The sequence below is a fragment of the Variovorax beijingensis genome, from assembly GCF_007828835.1.
Classification (GTDB): domain Bacteria; phylum Pseudomonadota; class Gammaproteobacteria; order Burkholderiales; family Burkholderiaceae_C; genus Variovorax; species Variovorax beijingensis_A.
Map to the genome: position 1 here is coordinate 468075 of NZ_VIVL01000002.1, position 25058 is coordinate 493132.

General features: G+C 69.3%; 23 protein-coding genes. 13 read left to right on the plus strand and 10 right to left on the minus strand.

Annotated features, from left to right (window positions below):
* The first annotated feature begins 3 nt into the window (after positions 1 to 3).
* From FB547_RS08530 to FB547_RS08540, 3 genes are all read left to right on the plus strand, one after another.
* A complete protein-coding gene (locus FB547_RS08530; protein WP_145741296.1) occupies positions 4 to 1515 on the plus strand; it encodes a class I adenylate-forming enzyme family protein in 1512 nt (503 codons plus the stop codon).
* 136 nt (positions 1516 to 1651) lie between these two features.
* Positions 1652 to 1831, plus strand: a complete 180-nt coding sequence (locus FB547_RS08535) for a DUF3606 domain-containing protein (RefSeq protein WP_145741297.1) — start codon at positions 1652 to 1654, stop codon at positions 1829 to 1831.
* 181 nt (positions 1832 to 2012) lie between these two features.
* Complete coding sequence (locus FB547_RS08540) at positions 2013 to 2690, plus strand: hypothetical protein (protein ID WP_145741299.1); 678 nt, start codon at positions 2013 to 2015, stop codon at positions 2688 to 2690.
* Here the strand turns inward: FB547_RS08540 and FB547_RS08545 are convergent.
* On the minus strand, positions 2636 to 3877 hold the full coding sequence (locus FB547_RS08545) for a DNA topoisomerase IB (RefSeq protein WP_145741301.1): 1242 nt from the start codon (positions 3875 to 3877) through the stop codon (positions 2636 to 2638). The genes FB547_RS08540 and FB547_RS08545 overlap by 55 nt on opposite strands.
* Before the next feature lie 122 nt (positions 3878 to 3999).
* On the opposite strand from FB547_RS08545, the gene FB547_RS08550 reads away from it, so the two are divergent.
* Complete coding sequence (locus FB547_RS08550; RefSeq protein ID WP_145741303.1) at positions 4000 to 5064, plus strand: purine-nucleoside phosphorylase; 1065 nt, start codon at positions 4000 to 4002, stop codon at positions 5062 to 5064.
* Positions 5065 to 5070: 6 nt separating this feature from the next.
* Here the strand turns inward: FB547_RS08550 and FB547_RS08555 are convergent, their stop codons facing one another.
* Both FB547_RS08555 and dinB read right to left on the minus strand, forming a co-directional pair.
* On the minus strand, positions 5071 to 5751 hold the full coding sequence (locus FB547_RS08555; RefSeq protein WP_145741305.1) for a TIGR02117 family protein: 681 nt from the start codon (positions 5749 to 5751) through the stop codon (positions 5071 to 5073).
* A gap of 13 nt (positions 5752 to 5764) precedes the next feature.
* Positions 5765 to 7015: a DNA polymerase IV gene (dinB, locus tag FB547_RS08560; RefSeq protein WP_145741307.1), complete on the minus strand. Its 1251-nt coding sequence runs from the start codon at positions 7013 to 7015 to the stop codon at positions 5765 to 5767.
* Positions 7016 to 7134: 119 nt separating this feature from the next.
* On the opposite strand from dinB, the gene FB547_RS08565 reads away from it, so the two are divergent.
* Complete coding sequence (locus FB547_RS08565; RefSeq protein WP_145741309.1) at positions 7135 to 7974, plus strand: RNase A-like domain-containing protein; 840 nt, start codon at positions 7135 to 7137, stop codon at positions 7972 to 7974.
* Positions 7975 to 7995: 21 nt separating this feature from the next.
* Here FB547_RS08565 and FB547_RS08570 read toward each other — a convergent pair whose 3' ends face one another.
* Positions 7996 to 8616 (minus strand): hypothetical protein, encoded by a 621-nt coding sequence (locus tag FB547_RS08570; protein ID WP_145741311.1) that lies wholly within the window; start codon positions 8614 to 8616, stop codon positions 7996 to 7998.
* 125 nt (positions 8617 to 8741) lie between these two features.
* Between FB547_RS08570 and FB547_RS08575 the strand changes: the two genes are divergently transcribed.
* Positions 8742 to 9305, plus strand: a complete 564-nt coding sequence (locus tag FB547_RS08575) for a putative glycolipid-binding domain-containing protein (protein WP_145741313.1) — start codon at positions 8742 to 8744, stop codon at positions 9303 to 9305.
* An 11-nt stretch (positions 9306 to 9316) separates the two neighbouring features.
* On the opposite strand, the gene FB547_RS08580 is transcribed toward FB547_RS08575, so the two are convergent.
* Positions 9317 to 10321 carry a Bug family tripartite tricarboxylate transporter substrate binding protein gene (locus FB547_RS08580; RefSeq protein WP_145741314.1) on the minus strand — a complete coding sequence of 335 codons (1005 nt, stop codon included), beginning with the start codon at positions 10319 to 10321 and terminating at the stop codon, positions 9317 to 9319.
* The gene (locus FB547_RS08585; protein WP_145741316.1) at positions 10318 to 11238 is read right to left on the minus strand and encodes a LysR substrate-binding domain-containing protein; all 921 of its coding nucleotides are present in this window, start codon (positions 11236 to 11238) and stop codon (positions 10318 to 10320) included. The genes FB547_RS08580 and FB547_RS08585 overlap by 4 nt, the downstream gene beginning before the upstream one ends.
* Before the next feature lie 120 nt (positions 11239 to 11358).
* Between FB547_RS08585 and FB547_RS08590 the strand changes: the two genes are divergently transcribed.
* Genes FB547_RS08590 through FB547_RS08600 form a run of 3 tightly spaced genes read left to right on the plus strand, consistent with a single transcriptional unit; the run spans position 11359 to position 16451 of the window.
* On the plus strand, positions 11359 to 14097 hold the full coding sequence (locus FB547_RS08590; RefSeq protein ID WP_145741317.1) for a tannase/feruloyl esterase family alpha/beta hydrolase: 2739 nt from the start codon (positions 11359 to 11361) through the stop codon (positions 14095 to 14097).
* Positions 14097 to 15449 carry a hypothetical protein gene (locus FB547_RS08595; RefSeq protein WP_145741319.1) on the plus strand — a complete coding sequence of 451 codons (1353 nt, stop codon included), beginning with the start codon at positions 14097 to 14099 and terminating at the stop codon, positions 15447 to 15449. Before FB547_RS08590 ends, FB547_RS08595 begins: the two co-directional genes overlap by 1 nt.
* A gap of 27 nt (positions 15450 to 15476) precedes the next feature.
* Positions 15477 to 16451: a tripartite tricarboxylate transporter substrate-binding protein gene (locus tag FB547_RS08600; RefSeq protein ID WP_145741321.1), complete on the plus strand. Its 975-nt coding sequence runs from the start codon at positions 15477 to 15479 to the stop codon at positions 16449 to 16451.
* A 24-nt stretch (positions 16452 to 16475) separates the two neighbouring features.
* Here the strand turns inward: FB547_RS08600 and FB547_RS08605 are convergent, their stop codons facing one another.
* From FB547_RS08605 to FB547_RS08620, 4 genes are all read right to left on the minus strand, one after another.
* Positions 16476 to 17816 (minus strand): MFS family transporter, encoded by a 1341-nt coding sequence (locus FB547_RS08605; protein WP_145741323.1) that lies wholly within the window; start codon positions 17814 to 17816, stop codon positions 16476 to 16478.
* Positions 17817 to 17922: 106 nt separating this feature from the next.
* Positions 17923 to 19080 (minus strand): alpha-hydroxy acid oxidase, encoded by a 1158-nt coding sequence (locus FB547_RS08610; protein ID WP_145741325.1) that lies wholly within the window; start codon positions 19078 to 19080, stop codon positions 17923 to 17925.
* 144 nt (positions 19081 to 19224) lie between these two features.
* The gene (locus FB547_RS08615; protein WP_145741328.1) at positions 19225 to 20109 is read right to left on the minus strand and encodes a LysR substrate-binding domain-containing protein; all 885 of its coding nucleotides are present in this window, start codon (positions 20107 to 20109) and stop codon (positions 19225 to 19227) included.
* 22 nt (positions 20110 to 20131) lie between these two features.
* On the minus strand, positions 20132 to 20722 hold the full coding sequence (locus FB547_RS08620; protein WP_145741330.1) for a TetR/AcrR family transcriptional regulator: 591 nt from the start codon (positions 20720 to 20722) through the stop codon (positions 20132 to 20134).
* A gap of 93 nt (positions 20723 to 20815) precedes the next feature.
* Here FB547_RS08620 and FB547_RS08625 point away from each other — a divergent pair, with 93 nt between their 5' ends.
* From FB547_RS08625 to FB547_RS08640, 4 genes are all read left to right on the plus strand, one after another.
* Entirely contained in the window at positions 20816 to 21238 is a 423-nt protein-coding gene (locus tag FB547_RS08625) for a DUF1348 family protein (RefSeq protein ID WP_145741332.1), read from the plus strand.
* A gap of 76 nt (positions 21239 to 21314) precedes the next feature.
* Complete coding sequence (locus tag FB547_RS08630) at positions 21315 to 22502, plus strand: PAS domain-containing sensor histidine kinase (RefSeq protein WP_145741334.1); 1188 nt, start codon at positions 21315 to 21317, stop codon at positions 22500 to 22502.
* 380 nt (positions 22503 to 22882) lie between these two features.
* The gene (locus FB547_RS08635; protein ID WP_145741336.1) at positions 22883 to 23551 is read left to right on the plus strand and encodes a response regulator transcription factor; all 669 of its coding nucleotides are present in this window, start codon (positions 22883 to 22885) and stop codon (positions 23549 to 23551) included.
* A gap of 149 nt (positions 23552 to 23700) precedes the next feature.
* The gene (locus FB547_RS08640; protein ID WP_145741338.1) at positions 23701 to 25056 is read left to right on the plus strand and encodes a CmpA/NrtA family ABC transporter substrate-binding protein; all 1356 of its coding nucleotides are present in this window, start codon (positions 23701 to 23703) and stop codon (positions 25054 to 25056) included.
* Positions 25057 to 25058: the final 2 nt, after the last annotated feature.

Below are 25058 nucleotides of genomic sequence, written 5' to 3' on the forward strand. Positions count from 1 at the left end.
GCGATGCCGGCACCCACGCGGATCCACGAACTGCTCCAAGCGCGCGCCTTGCAATCGCCAGGCGACGCCTTTCTCTTCGAACCATCGGGCACCGTCTCGTACGGCGCGCTGCAGGCCATGGCCGAGACGGCCGCGCAAGACCTGCGTGCCGCCGGCGTGCGGCCGACCGACCGCGTGTTGCTCGTGGCCGAGAACTGCGCCGCGCACGTCGCGCTGATCATGGCGTGCAGCCGCATCGGCGCATGGTCGTGCGGGGTCAACGCGCGCATGTCGCCCGGCGAGATCGCGGCCATTGCCGAGCGTGCCGATGCGCGCCTGTGCTGCTTCACCACCGATGCCTCGGAGGCTGCTTGCCAGCATGCACAGCGCGCCGGCGCGGTGCCCTCGGCGCTGTCCGGCGTGATGCGCTCGGCCGTGCGCGCCGAGGCCAGGCCGGAGGACGACCCGGCGCTCGCGGACACCGCGGCCATCATCTTCACTTCGGGCACCTCGGGTACGCCGAAGGGCGTGATGGTGTCGCACCGCGGCCTGCTGCATTTCGGCCGCGTGTCGGCCAGCGTGCGCTCGCTGGGCGAGCGCGACCGGGTCTACGCCTTCCTGCCGATGACGCACATCTTCGGCATTGGCACGGTGCTCATGGCCGCGCTCACGGGCGGGGCCGCGCTGGTGCTGCGTGCGAGCTTCTCGCCGGCCGACATGCTGCATGCGCTGGCGCATGAGCAGGTGTCGAACCTGCTGGGGCCGCCCACGATGTACGCGCGGCTGCTGGCGCACATCGAGGCCGGGCACGGCACGCCGCGCTTTCCGGCGCTTCGCTATGTCTACACCGGTTCGGCGCCGCTCGACCTGGGACTCAAGCAGCGCGTCGAGGCGCTGTTCGGCCAGCCGCTGCATTATGGCTATGGCCTCTCGGAGTACGCGGGCTCGGTGTTCCTCACGCGCGTCGAGGCACCACGCGCGGACACGGCCGCGGGCCATGTGGTCGAGGGCGGCGAGGCGCGCATCGTGGGCCCCGGTGGCCAGGACCTGGCGCCGGGCGAGACCGGCGAGATCTGGCTGCGCGGGCCCGGCCTCATGCTGGGCTACTTCCGCGACGCGGCGGCCACGGCGCAGGTCATGCGCCCGGGCGGCTGGTATGCGAGCGGCGACCTCGGGCGCTTCGATGCGGGCGGTGCGCTGTTCGTGGTCGGCCGGCTCAAGGAAATGATCATCCGCTCGGGCTTCAACGTGTATCCCGCGGAGATCGAGGCGGTGATAGGCCGCTTCGCCGGGGTGCACATGTGCGCGGTGGTGGGCGCGCCCGAGGCCGACGGCAACGAGCGCATCGTCGCCTTCGTCGAGATGAAGCCCGGCGCTGCGCTCGACGAACCGGCGCTGCGCACGTACCTTGCGGAGCACCTGTCGCCCTACAAGCGGCCCGCGCGCATCGAGGCCATCGACGCCATGCCGACCACGGCCAACGGCAAGGTGCTCAAGCGCGAGCTGCAGGCGCGCGCCGCCAGGCCCGTCGGCTAGCCAAGGCCCGGGGGCACGGCATCCGCACGCCGGTTTCGGACATTTCCTGCAAGGAGCCGCGCCGCCGTCCGCCAGTGCTGCGCAGCAAGGGCGCGCATCGTCCTTTGCATCGACACACGAACACAGGAAGCACGCCATGCCAGACGACCCGAACAAGCGCGGCCCGCAGGACCGGACCCGCATCAATGTCAACGAGCCGCACGAGGTGCGCTACTGGACCCAGACGCTGGGCGTGACCGAGGCGCAGCTGCGTTCGGCCGTGGCCGCCGCGGGTGTCGAGGTGAAGGACGTGCGGGTCTACCTCGGCAAACCCTAGGCGGGTGGCGAAAGCGTAGGCACGCTCCTACACCCGCTGCGGAGGGCGGGAACGATACTTTGGCTTTCCTTCGCTTCAGGACGCGCAAAGTGAACGAGCCGATTGCCGAACTCCGCACCCGCAGTGGTCCGCGGGCCTGCCACCCCCTCACCGAGGCGAAGCCTTCGGCTCCCCGCGCCCAATGAAGGCCTCGCCCGGAGCCCGAAGCTGGATCGCCGCCGGCGTACGCCACGAACTGCTCACCCGCGCCTTGCCGGCGCTGCGCCACGACATGGTGGCGCCGGTGTCGGTGATCCGCATGGCGCTGCTCATGCTCAAGCGCCAGATCGGCGCGCCGGTCATCGACGCACCGGTCTGCGAGGAGCGCGTGGCGCTGATCGACAACCAGGTGTCCGAACTCGTGGAAGGCATCCGCTCGCTGCGCGACTGGGAGCTGGCCACCACCGATGACGGCATCACGCGCAGCGCGCTGGTGGCCCAATGCGTGGGCCTGATGCGCGCGGCCTTCGACATGCACGGCGTCGAGCTGGCTGTCGATGCGGCGCTCGAGCCGCGCGAGGGCGAAACGCGCTGGCCCCAGGGTGCGGCGCTGCGCTACCTGGTGCTTGGCGGCCTCGGGTACCTGCACGACGGCGCGTCCGAGGCCGGTGCGATCCGCATCGAGGCCGACGGTGGCAATGCGCTTCGCCTCAGCGCCTTGCCGCGCGAATCCGCCGGTGCCAGTCCCGTGCTCGACGCGCACCGCGCCCCGCGTGCGCTGGCCATCGACGCGATTGCGCTCCAGAGCCTGGCGGAGGACCTGGGCTACACCGTCGCGCTCGAGCGCGACAGCGTGCGCTTTCCGCTCGCGCCGGGCTGAGGCCTTCGTTCTCCGGCCTTGCGCCGGCCATTGGCGCTGCGCGCTTCGCGCCGTTCGCGCGCCTGGCTTTGCCGATGCATCCGCAGGAAGGCGAGCAGCCGCTGTTCGGCGGCGTGGAGCCCGCGCGTCTTGCGCGCCGCGGTGCGGGCCGACATCCTTCGCAGCAGCTCGGCCGCGGGGTCTTCCTCGTCGCCCGCGAGCGCGCTGCCCAGCGCGAGCACGGCCGGGTGCACGTAGGCCTTCTTGCAGACGGCGGGCGTGTTGCCCAGCTGCTTCGCCACGGCGGCCAGTATTTCCTTGGCGCTGTAGCGCGTGCCGTCGGCGGCCGTGCGGCCCGGCTCGCAGGCCAGCCGCGTGAGCTCCAGCGCCTGCACCGTGCCGTGCCAGGTGCGGAAGTCCTTCGCGGTGAAGCGTTCGCCCGGCGAGGCCTCGGCAAGGTAGTCGTTCACATCGGTGGACGACACGCTGCGCAGTTCGCCGTCTTCCTCCTGGTACTGGAACAGCGCCTGGCCGGGCAGCTGCTGGCATTGCCGCACCACCTTGGCCACGCGCGGATCGTCGAGCCGGGCTTCGTGCATCACGCCGCTCTTGCCCCTGAAGCGCAGCCGCAGCGCCGCACCCTGCACGGCCGCATGCCGGTTGCGCAGCGTGGTGAGCCCGTAGGAGCCGTTGCTGTTCGCGTATTCCTCGTTGCCCACGCGCAGCAGCGTGGTGTCGAGCAGCCGCACCAGGGCCGCCAGCACCTGCTGGCGCCCGGGCGCCTTGGCCGTTGCCGCGCCTTCCTGCAGGTCGCGCGCGACGCGGGCGCGGATGCGCGGCAGCGCGAGCCCGAAGGCCTCGAGGCGCTCGAACTTGGTCTCGTCCTTGAAAAGCCGCCAGTCGGGGTGGTAGCGGTACTGCTTGCGTCCGCGCGCATCGATGCCGGTGGCCTGGAGATGGCCGTTGGGCAGCGGGCAGATCCACACCTGCGTGTAGGCCGGCGGAATCGCCAGCATGCGGATGCGCGAGAGCTCTTCCGCATCGCGCACCCAGCGTCCTTCGGCATCGCGGTAGCGGAAATGCTCGCCGTGCTTCAGGCGCCGGATGCCCGGCATGTCGGGGTTCACGTAGACCAGGCCATTGGCCATGGGCGCGGCCGTCGGCGAGGGTCTGGAGGGCGGAGCGGTCGATCTGGAGCGTGCCGGCATGGGGTTTGCGTGGTGACGGTACCCCGCGCTTGTGCCTGCACCGACAATCGCCGCCTGTAGGACGCCGCAATCGCCGCTGGTGCGATGGAGGCGCGTTGTTCTTTTCCTGGAGTCCCAAAGAAATGATGTTTTTCCATCGGCCGTTCCCGTCTTCCTGCGCGCGCTGGCTCTCGGCTTGCGGCGCGGCGCTGCTCGTCGCGGCTTGTGCGTCGCCAACTTCGCCGGTGCCGGTTGCGCGCGCAGCGGCCGCCACTGCCGCGCCCATCAAGGTGAAGGTCTTCGTCGCGGCCATGTTCGAGATCGGCCAGAACACCGGCGACCGGGCCGGCGAGTTCCAGCACTGGTACGAGCGCTACTGGAAGGGCGCCGCGCCGCTGGCGGTGCCCGGCGCATTGCAGCCGGTGTACTGCAATGCCGACGGCGTGTGCGGCGCAGTGCTCGGCATGGGCAAGGTCAACTCCTCGTCGTCGATGCAGGCCATCCTGCTGAACCCGCAGTTCGATTTCTCGCAGGCCTACTACGTGATTTCCGGCGTGGCCGGCACGCCCCCGGCGCGCGGCACCATCGGCGAGGTGAGCTGGGCCACCTGGCTCGTGGACTACGACCTCGGCCACCGCTGGGCGCCGGAGGAGAACAAGCCCGGCGAACCCACCTTCATGCCGCGCAAGGGCTACGAGGAATACCGCCGCTTCAAGCTCAACCCCGACCTCGTGGGCTGGGCCATGAAGCTCTCGGCCGACACGCCGCTGAAGGATTCGGACAGCGCGCGCAAGTACCGCCTGCGCTACCCCGATGCGGCGGCGCGGCGCGCGCCCTTCGTGGGCACCGGCACCCACATGACCGGCGACACCTTCTTCCATGGACCCGGCATGTCGAAGCAGGCGCAGTACATCGCCAGGCTCTACGGTGCCGACGACTACGTGATCACCGAAATGGAAGCCGCCGCCGTCACGCTCGTGATCAAGCGCACCCACGGCACCGACCGCGTGATGAGCCTGCGCGGCGCCGTCAACTTCGACCAGGGCAACCCGAAGGAAAGCACGCTGCAGCACCTGGACCCGGCCCCGGGCGAGACGGCGGGCGGCTTTGCCGAGACGGTGGAGAACATCGCGCTGGTGGGCACGCGCGTGGTGGACCACATCGTGGCCCACTGGCCGCAGTGGCAGGCCGGCGTGCCGAAGCCCTGAGCAGGTTCAGGGCCGCACCGGCTGCAGGTGCCAGGTCACGTTGAAATCGAAAGGAGTCCAGCGGCTCACCGTGACGCCCGCTTGCCGCAGGCCGCGGCCGGTCCAGGTGTTGCAGGTTTCGAACAGGTGGTAGCCGCCTTCGGCCTCGTAGAAGGCATCGTCGTTGCCGTAGTGGGCACCGGCAACGGGTGTTGCGCGGCCTGAAGGCAGGGTCGCGCGCACGTAGCCTGCGAGCTGCGCGTACTGCGCCTGCGAGAGCGGCAGGTGGAAGGCGTTCTTGCGCAACGAGGCGCGGCGGAGGTAGGTCACATGCAGCAGCGCGCGGTTGCCGCCGAGCAGGGCACCGAAGGCGCGCGAGGCCGTGAGGTCGGCCCAGGTGGGCGTGTGCAGGTAGAACTCGCGGTCGCCCCAGCCGATGGCGATGAACTCGGCATCGGGCGGCACGGCCCTGAAGTGCGCGAACGGAAAGAGCTGCGGCCAGTCGATGGTGGCCGAACGGATCGGGAACACCAGGTCGGTGTGGATGCCGTTGCTCAGCACCCAGGCCTGGACGGCGGGCGGCTGCGCAGGCGTTTGTGCATTGGCCGGCCAGAGCATCAGCGCGCAGGCCGCGCCCACATACAGTCCCACGGCCAGCGTGAACCCCAGCAGCGTGAATGCGATGCGCCGGAGCCAGCGTCTGATCACGGCGCCGGGCGTTTCAGAAGAGCGATGCGGTGGCCGAGGCCGCATCCGCGGAGGCGCGCGCGGCCGTGCTGCCCGCGGCCGCTGCCATGGCCTCGGGGCTGCCCGCCTTGGCAAGCGCGCCCACGCGCACGCCCAGCAGGCGCAGCGGCCGCTCCAGCGGCACGCGCTTCAGGCACAGCCCGCCGATCTGGCGGATGGTCTTGCCGTCGGCGGTGTGGCGCTCGATGGTCTGGTCGCGCGTGGCGATCTTGAAGTCGTCGTAGCGCAGCTTGATGCCGATGGTCTTGCCCACGTAGCCCTTGCGCTGCAGGTCTTCGGCCACCTTCTCGCACAGGTGGGTGAAGATCGCGCCCAGCTCGGCGCGGTCGCGCACCGCATGCAGGTCGCGGTCGAAGGTGGTCTCGCGGCTCATCGACACGGGCTCGCTCTCGGTCACCACCGGCCGGTTGTCGCGGCCCCAGGCCACCTCGTGCATCCACGCGCCCGTGGACTTGCCGAAGTTCTGGATGAGCCAGTCGCGCTCGCGCGCCGCGAGCTGGCCCACCGTCTCGATGCCGAAGCGCTTGAGCTTCTCGTCGGCCTTGGGCCCGATGCCGTTCACCTTGCGGCAGGGCAGCGGCCAGATGCGCGTCTGCAGGTCGTCTTCGTAGACCACCGAGATGCCGTTGGGCTTGTTGAACTCGCTCGCCATCTTGGCGATGAGCTTGTTGGGCGCCACGCCGATCGAGCAGGTCAGTCCGGTGGCGTCGAAGATGGCCTTCTGGATGAGCCGCGCAAGCACGCGCCCGCCATCGCGCTGGCCGCCCGGCACGTCGGTGAAGTCGATGTAGACCTCGTCCACGCCGCGGTCTTCCATCAGCGGCGCGATCTCCCGGATGACCTGCTTGAAGGTGCGCGAGTACTTGCGGATCTCGTCGAAGTCCACCGGCAGGATGATGGCCTGCGGACACAGCTTGGCGGCCTTCATGAGTCCCATGGCCGAACCCACGCCGAACTGCCGCGCCGGGTAGGTGGCGGTGGTGATCACGCCGCGGCCCGCGTAGTCCTTCAGCCGCGGAAAGGCCGCGATCGGAATGTCGGCCAGCGTGCCGCCCTCGGGCACGTGGCGGATCGCCTCATCGACGCTGCGCCGTCCGCCGCCGATCACCACCGGCAGGCCCTTGAGCTGCGGATAGCGCAACAGCTCGACCGACGCGTAGAAGGCGTCCATGTCGAGGTGGGCGATGCGGCGGATCGGGGATGCTGGAACGGTCGGGGAGCTCACGGCATGGATTGTCTCGCGGCCGGCCCGTGTCTGCCGCGCGGCGCACGCATGCCAGAATGCGCCGACTGCGGTTTTTGACCGTCCGATGACTCAAGGCATGGGAAGGAAGGGGATCTGGCATGGATGACGAAGTCGAAGGCATGACCATTGCGCTGACGCCGGTGCAGATGGCGGCGGTGCTGGACGGGCAGGACGTGCCCGAATCCGCGAGCCTGAGCAACCGGCTCTGGGGCACGGTGGGGCTGGTGGGCGGCGTCGTGGAACTGGTCGGCGCCGGCGTGCTTTGCATTGCGCCCGAGCCGACCATGGTGACCAAGGCCGGCTGCGTGGTGCTGGGCGTGCACGGCTTCGACACCCTGGCGACCTCGGGCCGCCAGGTCTGGACCGGCACCCCGCAGCGTACGGCGACCTCCGTCACCGCCAGCTCGGCGGCCGAGGCGCTGGGCGCTTCGCGCGAAACGGCCGATGGCATCGGGCTTGCGGTGGACGTGGCAGTGCCGCTGGTCGTGGCTTCGGGGCTGGGAGCCGCACGCATCGTCGCCGTGATGCGCGGCGGCCGTATCCGGCTGGTGGAGCACGAGGCTGCAGCGGGATCGAGGCTGGGCGGCCACACCATGGCGCGCCACGTCGGGCAGACCGATGCCCAGCTGCTGGCCAGGGTGCGGACCGCCACCCGGCCGGGCCCCCGGGCGGTGTCCACCTTTGCCGACCTGGCCACCGCGGAACGCGCGATCACCGAGACGCTGCGTGCCAACGCCGCCGCGGTGCGCGCATGGTCGCGCGGCGCGGCCGCGGGCAGCAAGTCGCCGGAGCTGGAGCACGTGCTGGGCTACGTGGTGGGGCGGGGCGTGCAGTTCGGCAGCACGGCCGTCAATGACCTCTCCGGCGTGCGGATCATCCTCAAGATGGAAAGCTACAACGGCAAGCCGTTCTACATCCTCACGGCCTATCCGATCTGAGCCGTGCGGCGCCTCGGGCGCCTACAGGAAGGAAGGGGCCTCGCCCGTGGTCCACACGTCGGCACCGAGCTCCTCGGCAAGGCGGGCCAGGAGTTTCGAGGTGCGCTCGCGCAGCGGGGCAATGCGGGCCTGCAGGCCGGCCCGGGGCAGCGCAACGGCCAGGCCGAGCTCATCGGAATCGGGGTCGCTCTCGCGGATGTAGAGCGTGCCGTTGCGGGCCCAGGCTTCCACCGCCCAACCCTGGTCCTGATCGTCGTAGACCATGCCCTGGTCGTCTCCGGCTACGGCGGCGAGGAAGTGGTCCATGGTGGCGAAGGTGTCGTACCAGGGAAAGGACAGATGCACGTCCGCGTCCTCGTTGTCGAGCCGCAGGTCCAGCCAGAAGTACTGGCGCACCTGGTGGAGTTTCAGCCCCTGCTGCCGGGCCAGCGCGGCCACGCGGCCGTAGTACGCTGCAAGCTCCGGCTCGTGCCCGATGGCCTCCAGGGTGCACACCCGCAGGCGCTCGGCACGCGGGAATGCCGGCAGCGCGAGCGGCTCGGCCGGCCGGTCCCGCACAGGCTGGAACTCGTCCCACAAGTGAAACGCGATCTCGGGCTCCAGCGAGTTGATCGGCTTGGCGTCTGCGAACCAGGGTTCCACTTGCGCGCTCCTCTGAATGGTCGAGCGATCGATATTAGCCCGGGTCGAGGCGCGGCATGGCTGAACCGACTCGCCCGCGGTGACAAGGCTTGCCTGTTGCGCCCGCTGGGGCCATCATCCGCGCCATGCAAACCGTCGCTTCCATCCTGTGGCGCAGGCTCGATGCACCGGGCCATGACGCCTGTCGTCTCGAGCGCAACGCCACCGCTTGGCAGCTCGACGGCGCCGCCGTGTTCCGCCTCGAGGACGGCCGCATCGGCCAGCTGCATTACCGCGTGCGCTGCGACCTGCACTGGCACGCGCAGTGGGGCACGGTGCGCGGCTGGCTCGGCGGCAGCGCCATCGACCTGGCCATTGCCCGCGATGCGCGCGGAAACTGGAAGCTCAACGACGAGGCCGTGCCCGACCTGTCGCATTGCACCGATCTCGACCTGGGCTTCACGCCCGCCACCAACCTGCTGCAGTTGCGCCGGCTCAACCTGGCAAAGGGCGAGGGCGCCGACGCGCCGGCCGCCTGGGTCGACCTGGACGGCGGCGGCGTGCTCAGCGAGCTGATGCAGCGCTACGAGCGCACCGCGGACGACGCCTACGCCTACGAGGCCAAGCGTTTCGACTACGCGGCGACCCTGCGCGTCGCGCAGGACGGCTTCGTGCGCGACTATCCCGGCCTCTGGAGCGCCGAAGCCTAGGCAAGGGCCGGTCAGTCGAATTGCGAGCGGTCCCCGGCCACCAGTTCGCGGTTGCGCCGCCGGTCGATGGCAATCTCGCGCGCGAAGTCTTCGCTGGGGCCGCCGGCCGGAATGTTGTGCGCGTCGCGCAGCCGGCTGTGCAGAGGCTCCGCGCGCAGCAGGCGGTTGATTTCCGCATTGAGGCGCTGCACCACGGCGACGGGCGTACGTGCCGGCGCGAAGATGCCGAACAGCGAATCGCGGTTGGCCTTCTCGAAGCCCAGCTCCGCAAGCGTGGGCACGGACGGCAGCGCCTCGATGCGCGCCGGCGCGCCCACGGCCAGCGCGCGCAGGCGGCCGCTTTCGATGTATTGCAGCTGCTGCGCCGCGACGTTGGTCGACAGCAGCTCGAACTGACCGCTGAGTGCGTCGTTGAGCTGCGGCCCGCCGCCCTGATACGGGATGTGCGTGATGTCGGTGCGGCTTTGCATGCGCACCTGCGCCAGCACCATGTGCCCGATGGTGGCCACGCCCGAGCTGGCCCAGCGCAGCGCGCCCGGCCGGCTGCGCGCCATGGCGACCAGGTCGGCGAAGCTGCGGCCCGCGAAGGCCGGCGTGCCGACCACCAGCACCGGCGTTCGCATGACGCTGGCCACGGGTGCGAAAGCGCGCAGCGGGTCGTAGGCCACGCGCGCGAGCAGCGGCTGCAGCGTGAGCGGGCTGATGGCCGAGAAGGCGAGCGTGCAGCCGTCGGGCGCGGCCCGCGCGAGCACGTCCATGCCGACGCTGCCGCCGGCGCCGGCGCGGTTCTCGACCAGCACCGGCACGCCCAGCGCCTGCGCGAGCGGTTCGGCCAGCGCGCGCGCCATGCCGTCGCTCACGCCGCCGGGCGGATACACCACGATCAGCCGCACCGGCCGCTGCGGCCAGGGCGGCGCGGCGGCGTGCAGCAGGCGCGGCATCGCGCACGAGGCCGCGAGCAGCGCGCCCATGCGGCGCACGAAGCGGCGGCGCTGCAACGGCATGCGCGTGCTCATGAGCGCGGGTGCTCGCCCGCGAGCCGGCGCAGCAGCGCCGCAAAGTGCTGCGCGGGCAGGTTGTCTTCCTCGGCGCGCAGCACCAGCGTGAGCGGCGCGTCGAGCTGCCCGCCGTCGGCGAGCCGCGCATAGGCGATGGCATGCGCATGCACGCCGCCCATCGAGGCCGGCACCACCGAGAGGCCGACCCCCGCCGCCACGAGGTTCAGGTTGGTCATCATGCGATCGACTTCAGCCACCACGCGCGGGCGCAGGCCCTTGGCGTGGCACAGCGCGAGCAGCTCGGCATAGAGGCCGGGCGCGCCGGGGCGCCGCACCAGGATGATGCCTTCCTCGCACAGCCTGGCGAGCGGCAGCGCGCGCGAGGCCTTGCTGCGCGCGAGGGCAAGCCGATGGTCGATGGGCATGGCCACCAGCACCGGCTCGCGCAGCAGCGTTTCGAACACCAGGCCTTCAGGCCGCGCCACCGGCACGCGCAGCAGGCCGCAGTGCAGGCGGCCGGCGGCCAGCGCCTCGGTGAGCTCGGCGGCGTTGTCCTCGCGCAGCTGCAGCTCCACGTCCGGATGCGCGCGGCGGAAGGCGCGCAGGGCCTCGGGCATGAAGCGGTGCGCCGCGGCCGAGCTCGTGAAGCCCACCGCCAGCGTGCCGGCCTGCCCCTTGGCCACGCGCGCCATGCGCTGCTTCATGGCTTCCATGTCCTGCAGCATGCGCAGCGCCTCGGCCTGGAACAGCCGCCCCGCATCGGTGAGCGCCACGCCGCGCGGATGGCGCCTGAACAGCAGCACGCCGAGCTCGCGCTCCAGCGCCTTGATCTGCAGGCTCAGCGGCGGCTGCTGGATGCCCAGCTGCTCGGCGGCGCGCGTCATGTGGCCGGTGCCGGCCACGGCCGTGAAGTAGCGCAGCGCTCGGATGTCCATATGTTTTTTGTATTGAAAGTGCCTTGTTATTTTATTTGACCCCAGGTCACCCGTGCACCTATCGTCCGGCCGCCTGTTCAAAAAAGCGGTCCTCCGAGGCCGCATGCCGGAGACAAGTCCATGCGCACACCGCGCCCCTCATCGATGATTCGCAACGCCCTGCACCGCTGCCGCCCACTCGGCGCCGCGATCGGCATGTCCCTGCTCATGGCCGCGTGCGGCGGTGGCGGTGGGGAAGGAAGCGGCGGCCTCTTCTTCCCGCCGCCGCCCGCAGCCACCAGCCCGCCCGACGCCGATCCGCCGGACAACCCGCCGCCCGCGCCCGTGGTGCCGGTGCTCTCGTGCGCGGAGCTGGCCGGCAAGAGCCTGGACGCCTCGGCGATCGGCCTGCCCACGCAGGGCGCCACCGTCACCAGCGCCACACCGGTGGCCGCGGGCGACGCCGGCAACCTGATGGGCGACTACTGCCGCGTGCGCGGCACCATCCAGCCCGTCGACCCTGCCTCCCAGGCGATCAACTTCGCGCTCAACCTGCCCGAGAAGTGGAACCGGAAGACCATCCACTTCGGCGGCGGCGGTTTCGACGGCGTGCTCATCGACGGCACCGAGACCATCCGCTTCGGCCCGGCCGGCAAGCCCGCGCCGCTCGCGCTCGGCTATGCCACCTACGGCGATGATTCGGGCCACCAGGCGAGCAGCATCACCGACGGCCGCTTCGCGGCGAACGACGAGCAGCTGGCCAACTACGGCGGCCTGTCGCTCAAGAAGACCCGCGACGTGGCGCAGGCGCTGGTGCTCGCGCACTACGGCGTGAAGCCGAAGAAGGCCTACTTCCTCGGCACCTCCACCGGCGGGCGCGATGCGCTCGGCTACGTGCAGCGCTGGCCGCTCGACTACGACGGCATCATCGCCAACGAGCCCGCGCTCAACTACACGGGCACGCGGCTGTCGAACGTGGCGGCGGGGCGTGCGCTCTACGGCAACGGCGGTGCCGGCTGGATGAACGTGGCCAAGACGCTGCTGGTGCAGAAGGCCGCGATGCAGGCCTGCGACAAGCTCGACGGCGCGGCCGACAACATCGTGAGCAACGTGGAAAGCTGCCGCCAGCTCAATGCGCCCATCCTTGCATCGCTGCGCTGCAGCGGCGGGCTGGACACCGGCGACACCTGCCTGTCGGACGCGCAGATCGCCACCGTGCGCACCATCGAGTCGCCGCTCGAACTCACCCGCTACGCGCTCGCCAACGGCGTGCGCCGCGCGGGCGGCTACAACCTGCTCGAGGGTGCGCTCGTGGCCGGGCCGTACACCACGCGCGACCTCGGCACGCGCAAGGTGCCGGCCAATCCGGCCACCTCGGCCGATGCCAACATGTACGTCACGGGCGACCAGTGGGTGAAGTACTTCGTCACGCGCATCGAGGGCTTCGACACGCTCGGCTTCGATCCGCTGGACCCGGCCGGCTACACGGCGCGCGTCGTGGAGGTGTCGAAGCTCACCGATGCCACCAATCCGGACCTCGCACCCTTCTTCGCGCACGGCGGGCGCATCATCATGCTGCATGGCCTGGCCGACGAAGTGATCAGCCCCAACTCCACCATCGACTACTACCGGCAGCTCGTCGCCACGCTGGGACAGGCCGCGGTGGACGAGAGCGTGCGCTTCTACACCGTGCCCGGCATGGGCCATGGCACGGGAGTGTTCATTCCCAACTGGGATTCGCTCGCGGCGCTCGAAGCCTGGGTGGAGGAGGGCCTGGCGCCCGCCACCGGCGTGGCGGTGGACGCCGTGGCCGGCACCTATGGCCGCACGCGCCCGCTGTGCCGCTTTCCGTCGTGGCCCAGGTACCGCGGCAGCGGCAGCCTCGACGCGGCGGTCAACTACAGCTGCGTGACCGAGGTGGGCGATCCGCTGGCCTGCCCGAACCTGCCCGCGGCCGCCACGACCTACAAGGGTGGCAACGGCTTCGGCGAAGAGCTCAGCGTGCTGGTCGACCCCGCCACCATGGCCTACACCGTGACCATCGACGCCAGCCTGCAGCGCGCCGCCGGCACGCAGCGCAGCGGCACGCTGGTGGCGCAGGGCCAGTGCAGCTACGCCAGCGCGGAGAGCGGCGCGGTCTTCAGCTTCTCGCCGGGTGGCGTGCTGCTCGGCGGCGTGAACGCGCCGGCCGGCGGCGGCTTCACGCCGCTGCTGGCTTTCCAGGCCACCTTCGAGAATGCGGCCACGCCCACGGTGTTCAACCCGGTGGCGAACATCTTCAATGCGGTGGGCGTGCAGCAGGGCAGCGGCGTCGCGGTGGCGCATGCCTCGTCGGCGCGGCTGCGCAACGCGGGCACCTTCCAGTACTGCCGCGACGCGGCCAGCGGCAGCTTCATGGCCTACGACCCCAGCTGCACGCAGACCGAGAAGGGCTACATCAGCTACAACGCTGCACGCAACGCCTTCGACCTGCGCACCACCTCGCCGACGGGCGGCGCCACCACGACGGGCGGCACGCTCACCGGCTCGATGGTGATCGGCCTGGTCAACGGCAGCGCGGTGCCGCTGCACCTGGTGCGCGAATCCGCCGCCAGCACCGGGCTGCGGCTGCTGGCGCCGCAGCAGAGCCTGCTGGCGGGCGCGGCCGACGGCAGCTACGCCATGGCCAGCGTGCAAGGCGAAAGCCGCGAGGCCACGGTGGCAGGCAGCGCCTTCAACCTGGGCGGCGCCGCCGCGGTGCTGAGCTACGACACGCCGGTGCCCGGGGTGGTGCAGGCCGACGCGGGCCGGCCCGGCAATTTCATCTTCACCCACGGCGTTCTCGGCTTCGTCTCCGCATCGGGAACGGCCGCGGCGCTGGAACTCGGAGCACGGCATTGATGAACGACAGCAAACCGCTTCTTCGCAACTTCGCTTTCGCGCTGCTCGGCACCCTCGCCGCGCTGGCGGCCGAGGCCGCCGCCTGGGGCCCCAAACCCACGGCCTGCCCGGCGCCGGTGACCGCGCAAACGCGCTGCTACACCGGCGCCGATGGCGCCGGCGCGCTCTACTGGATCGCCATACCGCAGGCATGGAACCGCGTGCTCGTGATGCATGCCCATGGCGGCCCCGAGACCGGCCCGCCCCGGCTCGAGCGCAGCGAGGAAGACCTCAAGCGCTGGGCCGTCACCGTGAAGGCCGGCTACGCCTGGGCCGGCTCCACCTACCGCCGCGGCGGCTACGGCGTGACCATGGCCGCCGAGGACACCGAGCGCCTGCGCCGCATCTTCGTGCAGCGCTTCGGTCCGCCGCGCCGCACGCTGCTGCATGGCCAGAGCTATGGCGCGGGCGTGGCCGCGAAGGCCGCCGAACTCTACGCACCGGCCGGCGATGCCAAGAGCCCATACGACGGACTGCTGCTCACCAGCGGCGTGCTCGGCGGCGGCAACAGCGCCTACGACTTCCGGCTCGACCTGCGCGTGGTCTACCAGTACGTGTGCCGCAACCACCCGAAGCCCGACGAGCCGCAATACCCGCTGTGGCAGGGCCTGCCGATGGATTCGAAGCTCACGCGCGCCGAGCTGGCCGCGCGCGTCCGGGAATGCACCGGCGTCGGCCTGCCCGCGGCGCAGCGCACGCCCGAGCAGGCCGCGCGGCTCAAGACCATCCTGTCGGTCGTGAAGATCCAGGAGCGCTCGCTGGTGGGCCACCTGAACTGGGCCACCTGGCTGTTCCAGGACCTGGTGCAACAGCGCCTGGGCGGAAGCAACCCGTTCGGCAACATCGGCGTGGCCTACCAGGGCTCGTCCGACGATGCGGCGCTGAATGCCGGCGTGGCGCGCTATGCGGCCGACCCGCAGGCCAGGGGCGCGCTCGCCGCCGACAGCCAGCCTTCAGGCCGCACCGCGCTGCCCACCGTGGCCCTGCATGCCATCGACGACCCCACGGCTTTCGTCGAGCTCGAAGACGCCTACCGGCGCATCCGCGATGCCGCCGGCACGGGCGACAAACTGGTGCAGAGCTTCAGCGCCGAGCGCGAGCACAGCTACCTGAGCGATTCGGAATACCCGGCGCTCTTCGAAGCCTTGATGGACTGGATCGACAAGGGCGAGAAGCCCACGCCCGCGAGCCTGGCGCAGCGCTGCGCGGCGCTGATGCCGCGCTACGACACCGACGGCAAGAACGGCTGCCACATCAAGCCCGAGTGGCAGGCACCGGCGCTCGAAACCCGCGTGCCTGCGCGGGCACCCTGATTTTTTATCGACTCGATGGAGACCCCCATGAAGAAACTGTTCGCCCTTGCGGCAATCGTCCTGGCCGCCGGCGCGCATGCGCAGGACTTTCCCGCGGGCAGGCCCGTGACCATCGTCGTGCCCTTTGCCGCGGGCGGCCCGACCGACCGCGTGGCGCGCGACCTGGCCGAGGCATTGCGCAAGCCCCTGGGCGGCGCCAGCGTGATCATCGACAACGTGCCCGGTGCCGGCAGCTCCATCGGTGCGGCCAAGGTGGCGCGCGCCGCGCCCGACGGCTACACGCTGCTCTTGAACCACATCGCGATGGCCACCGCGCCCACGCTGGTGCGCAACCTGCCGTTCAAGGTCGAGAGCGACTTCGAATACCTCGGTATCGTCAACGACGTGCCGATGACGCTGATCGCCAAGCCGAGCCTTCCGGCCGGCAACTACGCGGAGCTTGCCGGCTGGATCGCCGCCAACAAGGGCCGGATCAACATCGGCAACGCGGGCATCGGATCGGCCTCGCACCTGTGCGGGCTGCTCTTCCAGAGCGCGACCAAGACCGAGATGACGCCCGTGCCCTACAAGGGCACCGCACCGGCCATCACCGACCTGATCGGCGGACAGATCGACCTGCTGTGCGACCAGACCACCAACACCTCCCCGCAGATCGAGGCGAAGAAGGTCAAGGCCTATGCGGTCACCACGCCCAGGCGCCTCGCGATGCCGCTGCTGAAGGACCTGCCCACGCTCGACGAGGCCGGGCTGAAGAACTTCCAGGTCACCATCTGGCATGGCCTGTACGCGCCCAAGGGAACGCCGGCGCCGGTGCTGAAGAAGCTCAACGATGCACTGAAGGTGGCGTTGAAGGACCCTGACTTCATCAAGCGCGAAGAAGGCCTGGGTGCCGTGGTGGCCGCCGATGGCCGCATCGAGCCCGAGGGCCACAGGAAGTTCGTGGCGGCCGAGATCGCCAAGTGGAGCCCCATCATCAAGGCCGCGGGCGTCTACGCGGACTGACGAAGACGCGATGCGCGCGCGGCCTCAGTGGTCGTGGTGCAGGTAGCTTGCCTGCCGCGGCAGCCGCAGGCTCACGAGGAAGGCGATCACCATCATCGCGGTCACATACCAGAAGAAGGCCGACTCGTGGCCCAGCGACTTGAGCCCCAGCGCCACGTATTCGGCCGAGCCGCCGAAGATCGCGTTGGCCACGGCGTAGGCCAGGCCCACGCCCAGCGCGCGTACCTCGGGCGGAAACATCTCGGCCTTCACGATGCCGCTGATCGAGGTGTAGAAGCTCACGATGGCCAGCGCCGCGATGATCAGCGCAAAGGCCGCCACCGCGTTGGTGGTGTGCTGCAGCGCCGTGAGGATCGGCACCGTGGCCAGCGCGCCGAGCCCGCCGAACAGCAGCATGTTGTTGCGCCGCCCGATGCGGTCCGACAGCGCGCCGAACAACGGCTGCATGCACATGTAGAGGAAGAGCGCGCCGGTCATCACGTAGCTGGCGGTCTTGATCGGCAGGTGCACCGTGTTCACCAGGTACTTCTGCATGTAGGTGGTGAAGGTGTAGAAGATCAGCGAACCGCCGGCCGTGAAGCCCAGCACCGTCAGGAAGGCCGGCATGTGGTGCTTGAAGAGTCCGGTCATCGTGCCGGCCTCCTTGTTGGCCTTGGCCTCGGCGCTTTGCGTTTCGTGCAGCGTGCGCCGCAGCAGCAGCGCCACCACGGCGGCCACGGCGCCGATGACGAACGGGATGCGCCAGCCCCAGGCCTTGAGCTCGGCTTCGGTGAGCAGCTGCTCGAGCACCACGATCACCAGCACCGCCAGCAGCTGCCCGCCGATGAGCGTGACGTACTGGAACGACGAGTAGAAGCCGCGCTGCCCGCGCAGCGCGACCTCGCTCATGTAGGTGGCGGTGGTGCCGTATTCGCCGCCCACCGACAGGCCCTGGAACAGCCGGCAGACCAGCAGCAGGAAAGGCGCCCAGGCGCCGATCTGCGCATAGGTGGGCAGGAAGGCAATCACCAGCGAGCCGCCGCACATCATCGAGACCGAGATCAGCAGCGAGGTCTTGCGCCCGACCTTGTCGGCGATGCGCCCGAACAGCCAGCCGCCGATCGGCCGCATCAGGAAGCCCGCCGCGAACACGCCGGCGGTGTTCAGGAGCTGCACCGTCGGGTCCGACTTGGGAAAGAAGGACGACGCGAAATACAGCGCCGAGAAGGCATACACGTAGAAGTCGAACCACTCGACCAGGTTGCCCGAGGAGGCGGCCATGATCGAGAAGACGCGGTGGCGTTTTTCTTCTGCGGTGTAGTGGGGCGGTGGGGGAGGCGATGCGGGGGCCGAAGAGCTCCCGGAAATGGAAGTGGCTGCGCTCATGATGCGTTGTGCCGCCCGTGCAGGCGATGTTGTTGGAAGCAACATTTTCTGCACGCACGCATTTGCGCGCTGTCAGCCAGCGCCGCAAGCCTGCCGCCCGAAGGGGCTAGAAGGTCCCCGGCAGCAGGATGCCCGAATCCACGTTCTCGATATTCGTGCGCCCGCAAAAGGCCATGGTGATGTCGAGTTCCTTGTGGATGATCTGCAGCGCGCGCGTCACGCCGGCCTGGCCGTAGGCGCCCAGGCCGTAGAGAAAGCTGCGGCCGATCAGCGTGCCGCGGGCGCCGAGCGCGCGGGCCTTGAGCACGTCCTGCCCGCTGCGGATGCCGCCGTCCATCCACACCTCGATCTCGCGGCCCACGGCATCGACGATGGCCGGCAGCGCCGCGATGGAAGAGGGCGCGCCGTCGAGCTGGCGGCCGCCGTGGTTGGAGACGATGAGCGCGTCGGCGCCGCTCGCGACGGCGAGGCGCGCGTCTTCGGCGTCCATGATGCCCTTGAGGATCAGCTTGCCGCCCCAGCGCTTCTTGATCCATTCCACGTCGGCCCAGCTGAGCGCCGGGTCGAACTGCTCGGCGGTCCAGGACGACAGCGACGACAGGTCCTTCACGCCTTTGGCGTGGCCCGCGATGTTGCCGAAGGTGCGGCGTTTGGTGCCGAGCATGCCCAGGCACCAGTGCGGCTTGGTCGCCAGGTTGATCATGTTGGCGATGGTCGGCTTGGGCGGCGTCGACAGGCCATTCTTGATGTCCTTGTGGCGCTGGCCGAGGATCTGCAGGTCGAGCGTGAGCTGCAGCGCCGACACGTTCGCGGCGCGGGCGCGCTCGATCAGGCGCTCGATGAAGTCGCGGTCCTTCATCACGTAGAGCTGGAACCAGAACGGATGCCGCCCGGTGTGCTCGGCAATGTCCTCGAGCGAACAGATGCTCATGGTCGAGAGCGTGAACGGAATGCCGAAGGCCTTGGCCGCGCGCGCGCCCAGGATCTCGCCGTCGGCATGCTGCATGCCCGTGAGGCCGGTGGGCGCAATGGCCACCGGCATGGCAACGTCCTGCCCGATCATGGTGGAGCGCGTGGAGCGGCCCTCCATGTTCACGGCCACGCGCTGGCGCAGCTTGATTTTCTGGAAGTCGCTCTCGTTGGCGCGGTAGGTGCTTTCGGTCCACGCGCCGGAATCGGCGTAGTCGTAGAACATCTTCGGCACACGCCGCTTGGCGATCACCCGCAGGTCTTCGATGCAGGTGATCTTGGAAAGGTCGGGCACGAGGCGGTCTCCTGTTGGGGTGTTCTGTTGTTCGTTCTTGCGAAAGGCCCGCCATTATGGGCAGGCCTGCGGCGGCCCGAGTGTGATTCGCCCGGCGCCGGCGGGGCTGAAATTTACTCGGCCCGTACCTGAAAAGAATTCAGCTCAGTCGCGCAGCGCCTGGCGCAGCCATTCGACGAAGGTCGCGCACTCCCAGCGCTCCATCGCCCCCGGCCGCCAGCACAGGAAGTAGGCGTTGGGCGAGGGCGCGCTCTCTGCCGAAAGCCGCACGAGGCGCCCGTTCTCCAGCCAGGCGCTGCCGAGCTTCAGGTGCATCAGCACCACGCCGAAGTCTTCGGCCGCCGCGTCGAGCGCCAGCCCCAGGTCGTTGAACTGGTGGCCTGTGGCCGGCTCCGGCAGGCCGATGCCACGGGCCTTGAACCAGGTGCGCCACGACTCGAGCGGCGTGCGCAGCAGCTGCACGCGCGAGACCTCGGCATCGGTCGCAAAGCCGTCGAACGGCCCGTGGCGCTGCAGGTACGCCGGGCTGCAGGCGGGCGCTACGTCGTCGGCCAGCAATTGGCAGAACTCGCGGTCGTGAAAAGGCCCGGTGCCGAAGCGCAGTTCCAGGTCGGCCTCTTCGGCCGTCATGTTGCGCACCGGCATGGTCACCTGCAGCATCAGCTCGATGTTCGGATAGGCATCGCGAAAGCGTGCGAGCCGGGGCAGCAGCATCTGGCGGGAGAACGTGGGCGTGACGGCCACCCGCAGCCGCCGCACCTGCGATGCGGGCTCGCGGCCGGGCACCTGCTGCAGTGCCGCAATGGCCTCGCGCACGCGGGCCAGGTAAGCCACGCCATCGGCGCTCAGGCCGAAGTCGTTGCCTGTGAAAAGCTTGAGTTCGAGCAGCGTCTCGAGCTGCCGGATGCGGTGGCTCACCGCGCTGGGCGTGACGCTGAGCTCTTCCGCCGCGAGGTTCACGCTGCGCAGACGCGCCACGGCCTCGAAGGCCTGCAGGCCCTGCGTGGAGGGAAGTCGCGTCGATGCCATGGGGTGTTTTCCGGGAGCGATCTTATCGATGCAGCATGGCGGCCAGTGCCTCGAGCAGGCGCCGCAGATCGTCCACCGCTTCGCGCGCCAGGGCCGCGCCGCCCATCTGCGCCTTGACGATGGCGCCGTCCACGCCCAGCGCCGCGGTCTGGGCGAGCGCCATGCGTGCGGGCAAGGCCGCGGGCAGCAGGCCGGCAATGACCTCCACCATCTCGCGCTTGTGTTCGCGCGCGCGCTCGGCGGCGCCCTCCACGCTGCCGCCCACCTCGGCCACCGCGTTGATGAAGGCGCAGCCGCGAAAGGCCGGGTCGGCGAACCATTCGGCCATCACGTCGGCGAGCAGCAGCAGGGCCCCGGCATCGCCGGCGCGTTCGTGCGCGCCGCGGCGTCCCAGTGCATCGACGAACCATGCCATCCATCGCGCATGCCGGTGATCGAGAAAGGCGCGCACCAGGTCGTCCTTCGACGGGAAGTGCCGATAGAAGGTGACCTTGGTGACGCCCGATGCGGCAATGACGCGGTCGATGCCGGTGGCGCGGATCCCATCGGCATAGAAGAGCTCGTGCGCCGTGAGCAGGATGCGTTCGCGTGCGGGCAGTGCGGAGATGTCCATGGCGCTATTGTAGGCATGTAGACAGGTCTGTCTACATGTGGCACATTGCGGGCCTTCGCCATTTCCTCACTTCACCTTCAACGAAAGACCACCATGGAATCACGTCCTCCGCTGCCGCCCTTCACCCTCGAGACCGCCCTGAAGAAAGTCCAGGCCGCCGAAGACGCCTGGAACACGCGCGACCCGGTTCGCGTGAGCCTGGCCTACACGCCCGACACCGAGTGGCGCAACCGCGCCGACTTCGTCAACGGCCGCGAGCAGGTGGTGGAATTCCTCACCCGCAAGTGGGAGCGCGAGCACGATTACCGCCTGAAGAAGTCGCTCTGGGCCTTCATGGACAACCGCATCGCGGTGCGCTTCGAGTACGAATGGCACGACGCGGCCGGGCAGTGGTTCCGCAGCCACGGCAACGAGAACTGGGAATTCGCCGAGAACGGGCTGATGCAGCGGCGCTTCGCGAGCATCAACGACCAGCCCATTGCCGAATCGGAGCGCAAGTTCCGTTGGGAGCGCTGAGCACCCTCACCCCAACCCTCTCCCCGAGGGGAGAGGGAGCAAGGAACCAGGAACGTTTGTTGCTTGCTTTTGGTGCATGGAGACACCCGTACTGAACCCCACCGCCAGCCACCCGCTCTGGCAGCACCAATTGGGGTTGCTGCTCGAGTCGACCGGCGAAGGCATCTTCGGCATCGACCTCGACGGCCATTGCATGTTCATCAACCGGGCCGGCGCGCAGATGCTGGGGCATGAGGCGCGCGACGTGATCGGCAGCAACATGCACGAGCTCACGCACCATTCGCATCCCGACGGCTCGCACTACGCCGACACGGACTGTCCCATCTTCAACGCCTTTCGCCGCGGCCTGCCGTGCCGCATCGACACCGAGGTGTTCTGGCGTCGCGACGGCAGCGCCTTCGCGGTGGAGTATTCGAGCCATCCGATCATGGACGGCGCGCAGGTGCGCGGCGCCGTCATCACCTTTGTCGACATCACCGAGCGCCGCCGCCAGGCCGAGGCGCTGCAGCAGGCCAAGGACGAGCTCGGCCTGCGCGTGCAGGAGCGCACGCGCGAGCTGAGCGATGCGCTGGTGCAGCTGCGCGAGCTCTCGGCCTGGCTCGACAAGGTACGCGAAGATGAGCGCACGCGCATCGCCCGCGAAGTGCACGACGAGCTCGGCAGCCTGCTGGTGGCGCTCAAGATGGACGTCAACTGGATCGGCAAGCGCCTGGGCGAGCAGCAGGAGCGCACGCCCGATGCGGCGCAGGCCATGCGCGACCAGATGCGCGGCAAGTGCGGCAACATGAGCCAGCTGATCGAGCGCGCGGTCGACAACGTGGGCCGCATCATCACCGACCTGCGCCCCAGCATCCTCGACCACCAGGGCCTGTGGGCGGCGCTCGAATGGCAGGCGCACGAGTTCGTGCAGTCGGCCGAGCTGGCGCTGCAATGGCACTTCGACGTGCCCGCGGGCGTGGAGCTGCCCGAGCCTGCGGCCATCGCGGTGTTCCGGATCTTCCAGGAGATGCTCAGCAACGTCGGGCGCCATGCGAAGGCGCGCAGCCTCGGCATCCGCATCGGCGTCGAAGACACGCAACTGAGCATCAGCGTGCGCGACGATGGCGTGGGCGCGCCGGTTCAGGCCTTCGAGGCCACCACCTCCTATGGGGTGCTCGGCATGCGGGAGCGCGCGCGCCACTTCGGCGGGCGCATCGATATCGACAGCCGTGTGGGCGAGGGCTGTACCTTTTGCCTGCATCTGCCGCTGTTGGGGAATGCTTGAGGTGAAGGCTAGTTTTTCTTTGCGTCGTTTCGGGGTTGACGTGCGCTGCTGTTCAGGGCGCGCTCCCGCCGACGGGGTACACGGCGAAGCGAATGTCCTCCGGCCTTCGGCCTCCCCCTTGATTTCGCTGCGCAAGGCACCCCATCGACGGGAGCGTTATTCAGAGTGGTGGTTGATCGCCAGATCAATAGCAGCGTGCCCAGGTGCACAGGGCATCGGGTGCTCCCCGCAGCGAAATAAAGGAGGAGGCCGCAGGCCGGGGGACATTCGCGGAGGGGAGTACCCGGTGGCCTGTGCACACGCCCTGAACAAAAGCACCAAGAACAAGAGCACCAAGAACACAGACAATCCGCCACCCACCCCTCATCGCGTCATTTGAAATGAACGACATCCGCGTACTCATTGGCGACGACCACCGCATCGTGCGAGAGGGCCTGAAGCAGATGCTCGGCGACCTCTCCAACGGCCTGCCCTCGATGACCGTACGCGCCGAAGCGCAGACCGGCCCCGAGGTGCTGAGCGCTGTACAGGAACTCGGCGGCTCCGCAGGCCTCGACGTGGTGCTGCTCGACATCGCGCTGCCGGGACGCGACGGCCTCGACGTACTGCAGGCATTGCGAAAGGACTGGCCCTCGCTCCCGGTGCTGATGCTCAGCACCTACCCGGAGAAGCAGTACGCCGTGCGCTGCATCAAGCTCGGCGCCTCAGGCTATCTCAACAAGAGTGCCGATGCCGACGACATGGTGGGCGCAGTGCGCAAGGTGGCGGCCGGCGGCCTCTATGTATCGGCGGCCACGGCAGAAGCACTGGCTGTCGCCGTGGGCCGCAACGTGGGACAAGGCCCCGAGCAGCTCTCGCATCGCGAGCACCAGGTGTACCGCCTGCTCAGTACCGGGCACAGCGTGAGCGAAATTGGTGCGCAGCTCGGCCTCGCGTCCAACACGGTGAGCACCTACCGCGCGCGCATCCTCGAAAAGACCGGCACCAAGAACGACGTCGAGCTCGCGCTGTATGCCGAGCGCCACGGCAAGGCCGCCCCCGCGGCCTGAAAACGAAGCCGGCGGGCACTGCCTTGTAGTGCCAGCCCTACAAGGCCTCGACAAGCGCGGCACGATCTGCGGCCCCTGGGCCCTTGGGCCTCGCTTCCGGCCCGGGGCTTGCATCGTGGCAGGCATCTTTTCACCGAGGTGCATCCACCATGTCCAGCCCATCCGATTCGACCGCCTGCGATCTCTACGACGCCGACCGGCCACTGAACATGCGCTGCGCCTGCGGCCGCAACCATGGCCGTGGTCCGGAGATCGGCGTCGGCCCCGACGACAAGCTCGAAGCCAGCCTCATGAAGGCGCTGTTCCCGGTGGACAGCGTGCGCCGCGGCTTCCTGCGCGCGGTGGGCGCCAACACCGCGCGTGCGGCCATTGCCTCGGTATTGCCGCTCGGCGCACTGCAGGCCATGGCGCAGGACAAGGCCCCGCTCGAAAAGACCAACCTCAAGATCGGCTTCATTCCGATCACCTGCGCCACGCCGCTCATCATGGCGCACCCGCTGGGCTTCTATCAGAAGCAGGGGCTCAACGTCGAGGTGGTCAAGACGGCGGGATGGGCTCTCATCCGCGACAAGATGCTCAACAAGGAATACGACGCCACGCATTTCCTGTCGCCCATGCCGCTCGCCATTTCGATGGGCGCGGGCTCCAACCAGGTGGCGATGAACGTCGCCACCATCCAGAACACCAACGGCCAGGCCATCACGCTGGCCAACAAGCACAAGGACAAGCGCGACCCGAAGATGTGGAAGGGCATGAAGTTTGCCGTTCCCTTCGAGTACAGCATGCACAACTTCCTGCTGCGCTACTACGTGGCCGAGGCGGGCCTGAACCCCGACACCGACATCCAGATCCGCGTGGTGCCGCCGCCCGAGATGGTGGCCAACCTGCGCGCAGGCAACATCGACGGCTACCTGGGCCCCGACCCCTTCAACCAGCGCGCCGTGTTCGAGGAAATCGGCTTCCTGCATCTGCTGACGCGCGACCTGTGGAACGGCCATCCCTGCTGCGCGTTCGGCACCTCGACCGAATTCATCGAGAAGAATCCCAACACCTTTGCCGCGCTGGTGCGCTCGGTGCTCACCGCATCGGCCATGGCGCGCGACCCGAAGAACCGCGAGCTCATCGCCAAGGTGATCGCGCCCGCGCAGTACCTGAACCAGCCCGAGACCGTGCTGACGCAGGTGCTCACGGGCAAGTTTGCCGACGGCCTGGGCAACATCCGCACCGTGCCCGACCGCGCCGACTTCGATCCGATTCCATGGCAATCGATGGCGGTGTGGATGCTCACGCAGATGAAGCGCTGGGGCTACGTGAAGGGCGACGTCAACTACAGGCAGATTGCAGAGAAGGTGTTCCTGCTGACCGATGCGAAGAAGCGCATGAAGGAGCTCGGCCAGGCCGCGCCCGAAGGTGCGTACCCCAAGTTCACCATCATGGGCAAGGTGTTCGACCCCGCGAAGCCCGACGACTACGTCAAGAGCTTTGCCATCGGCAAGATGGCCTGAAC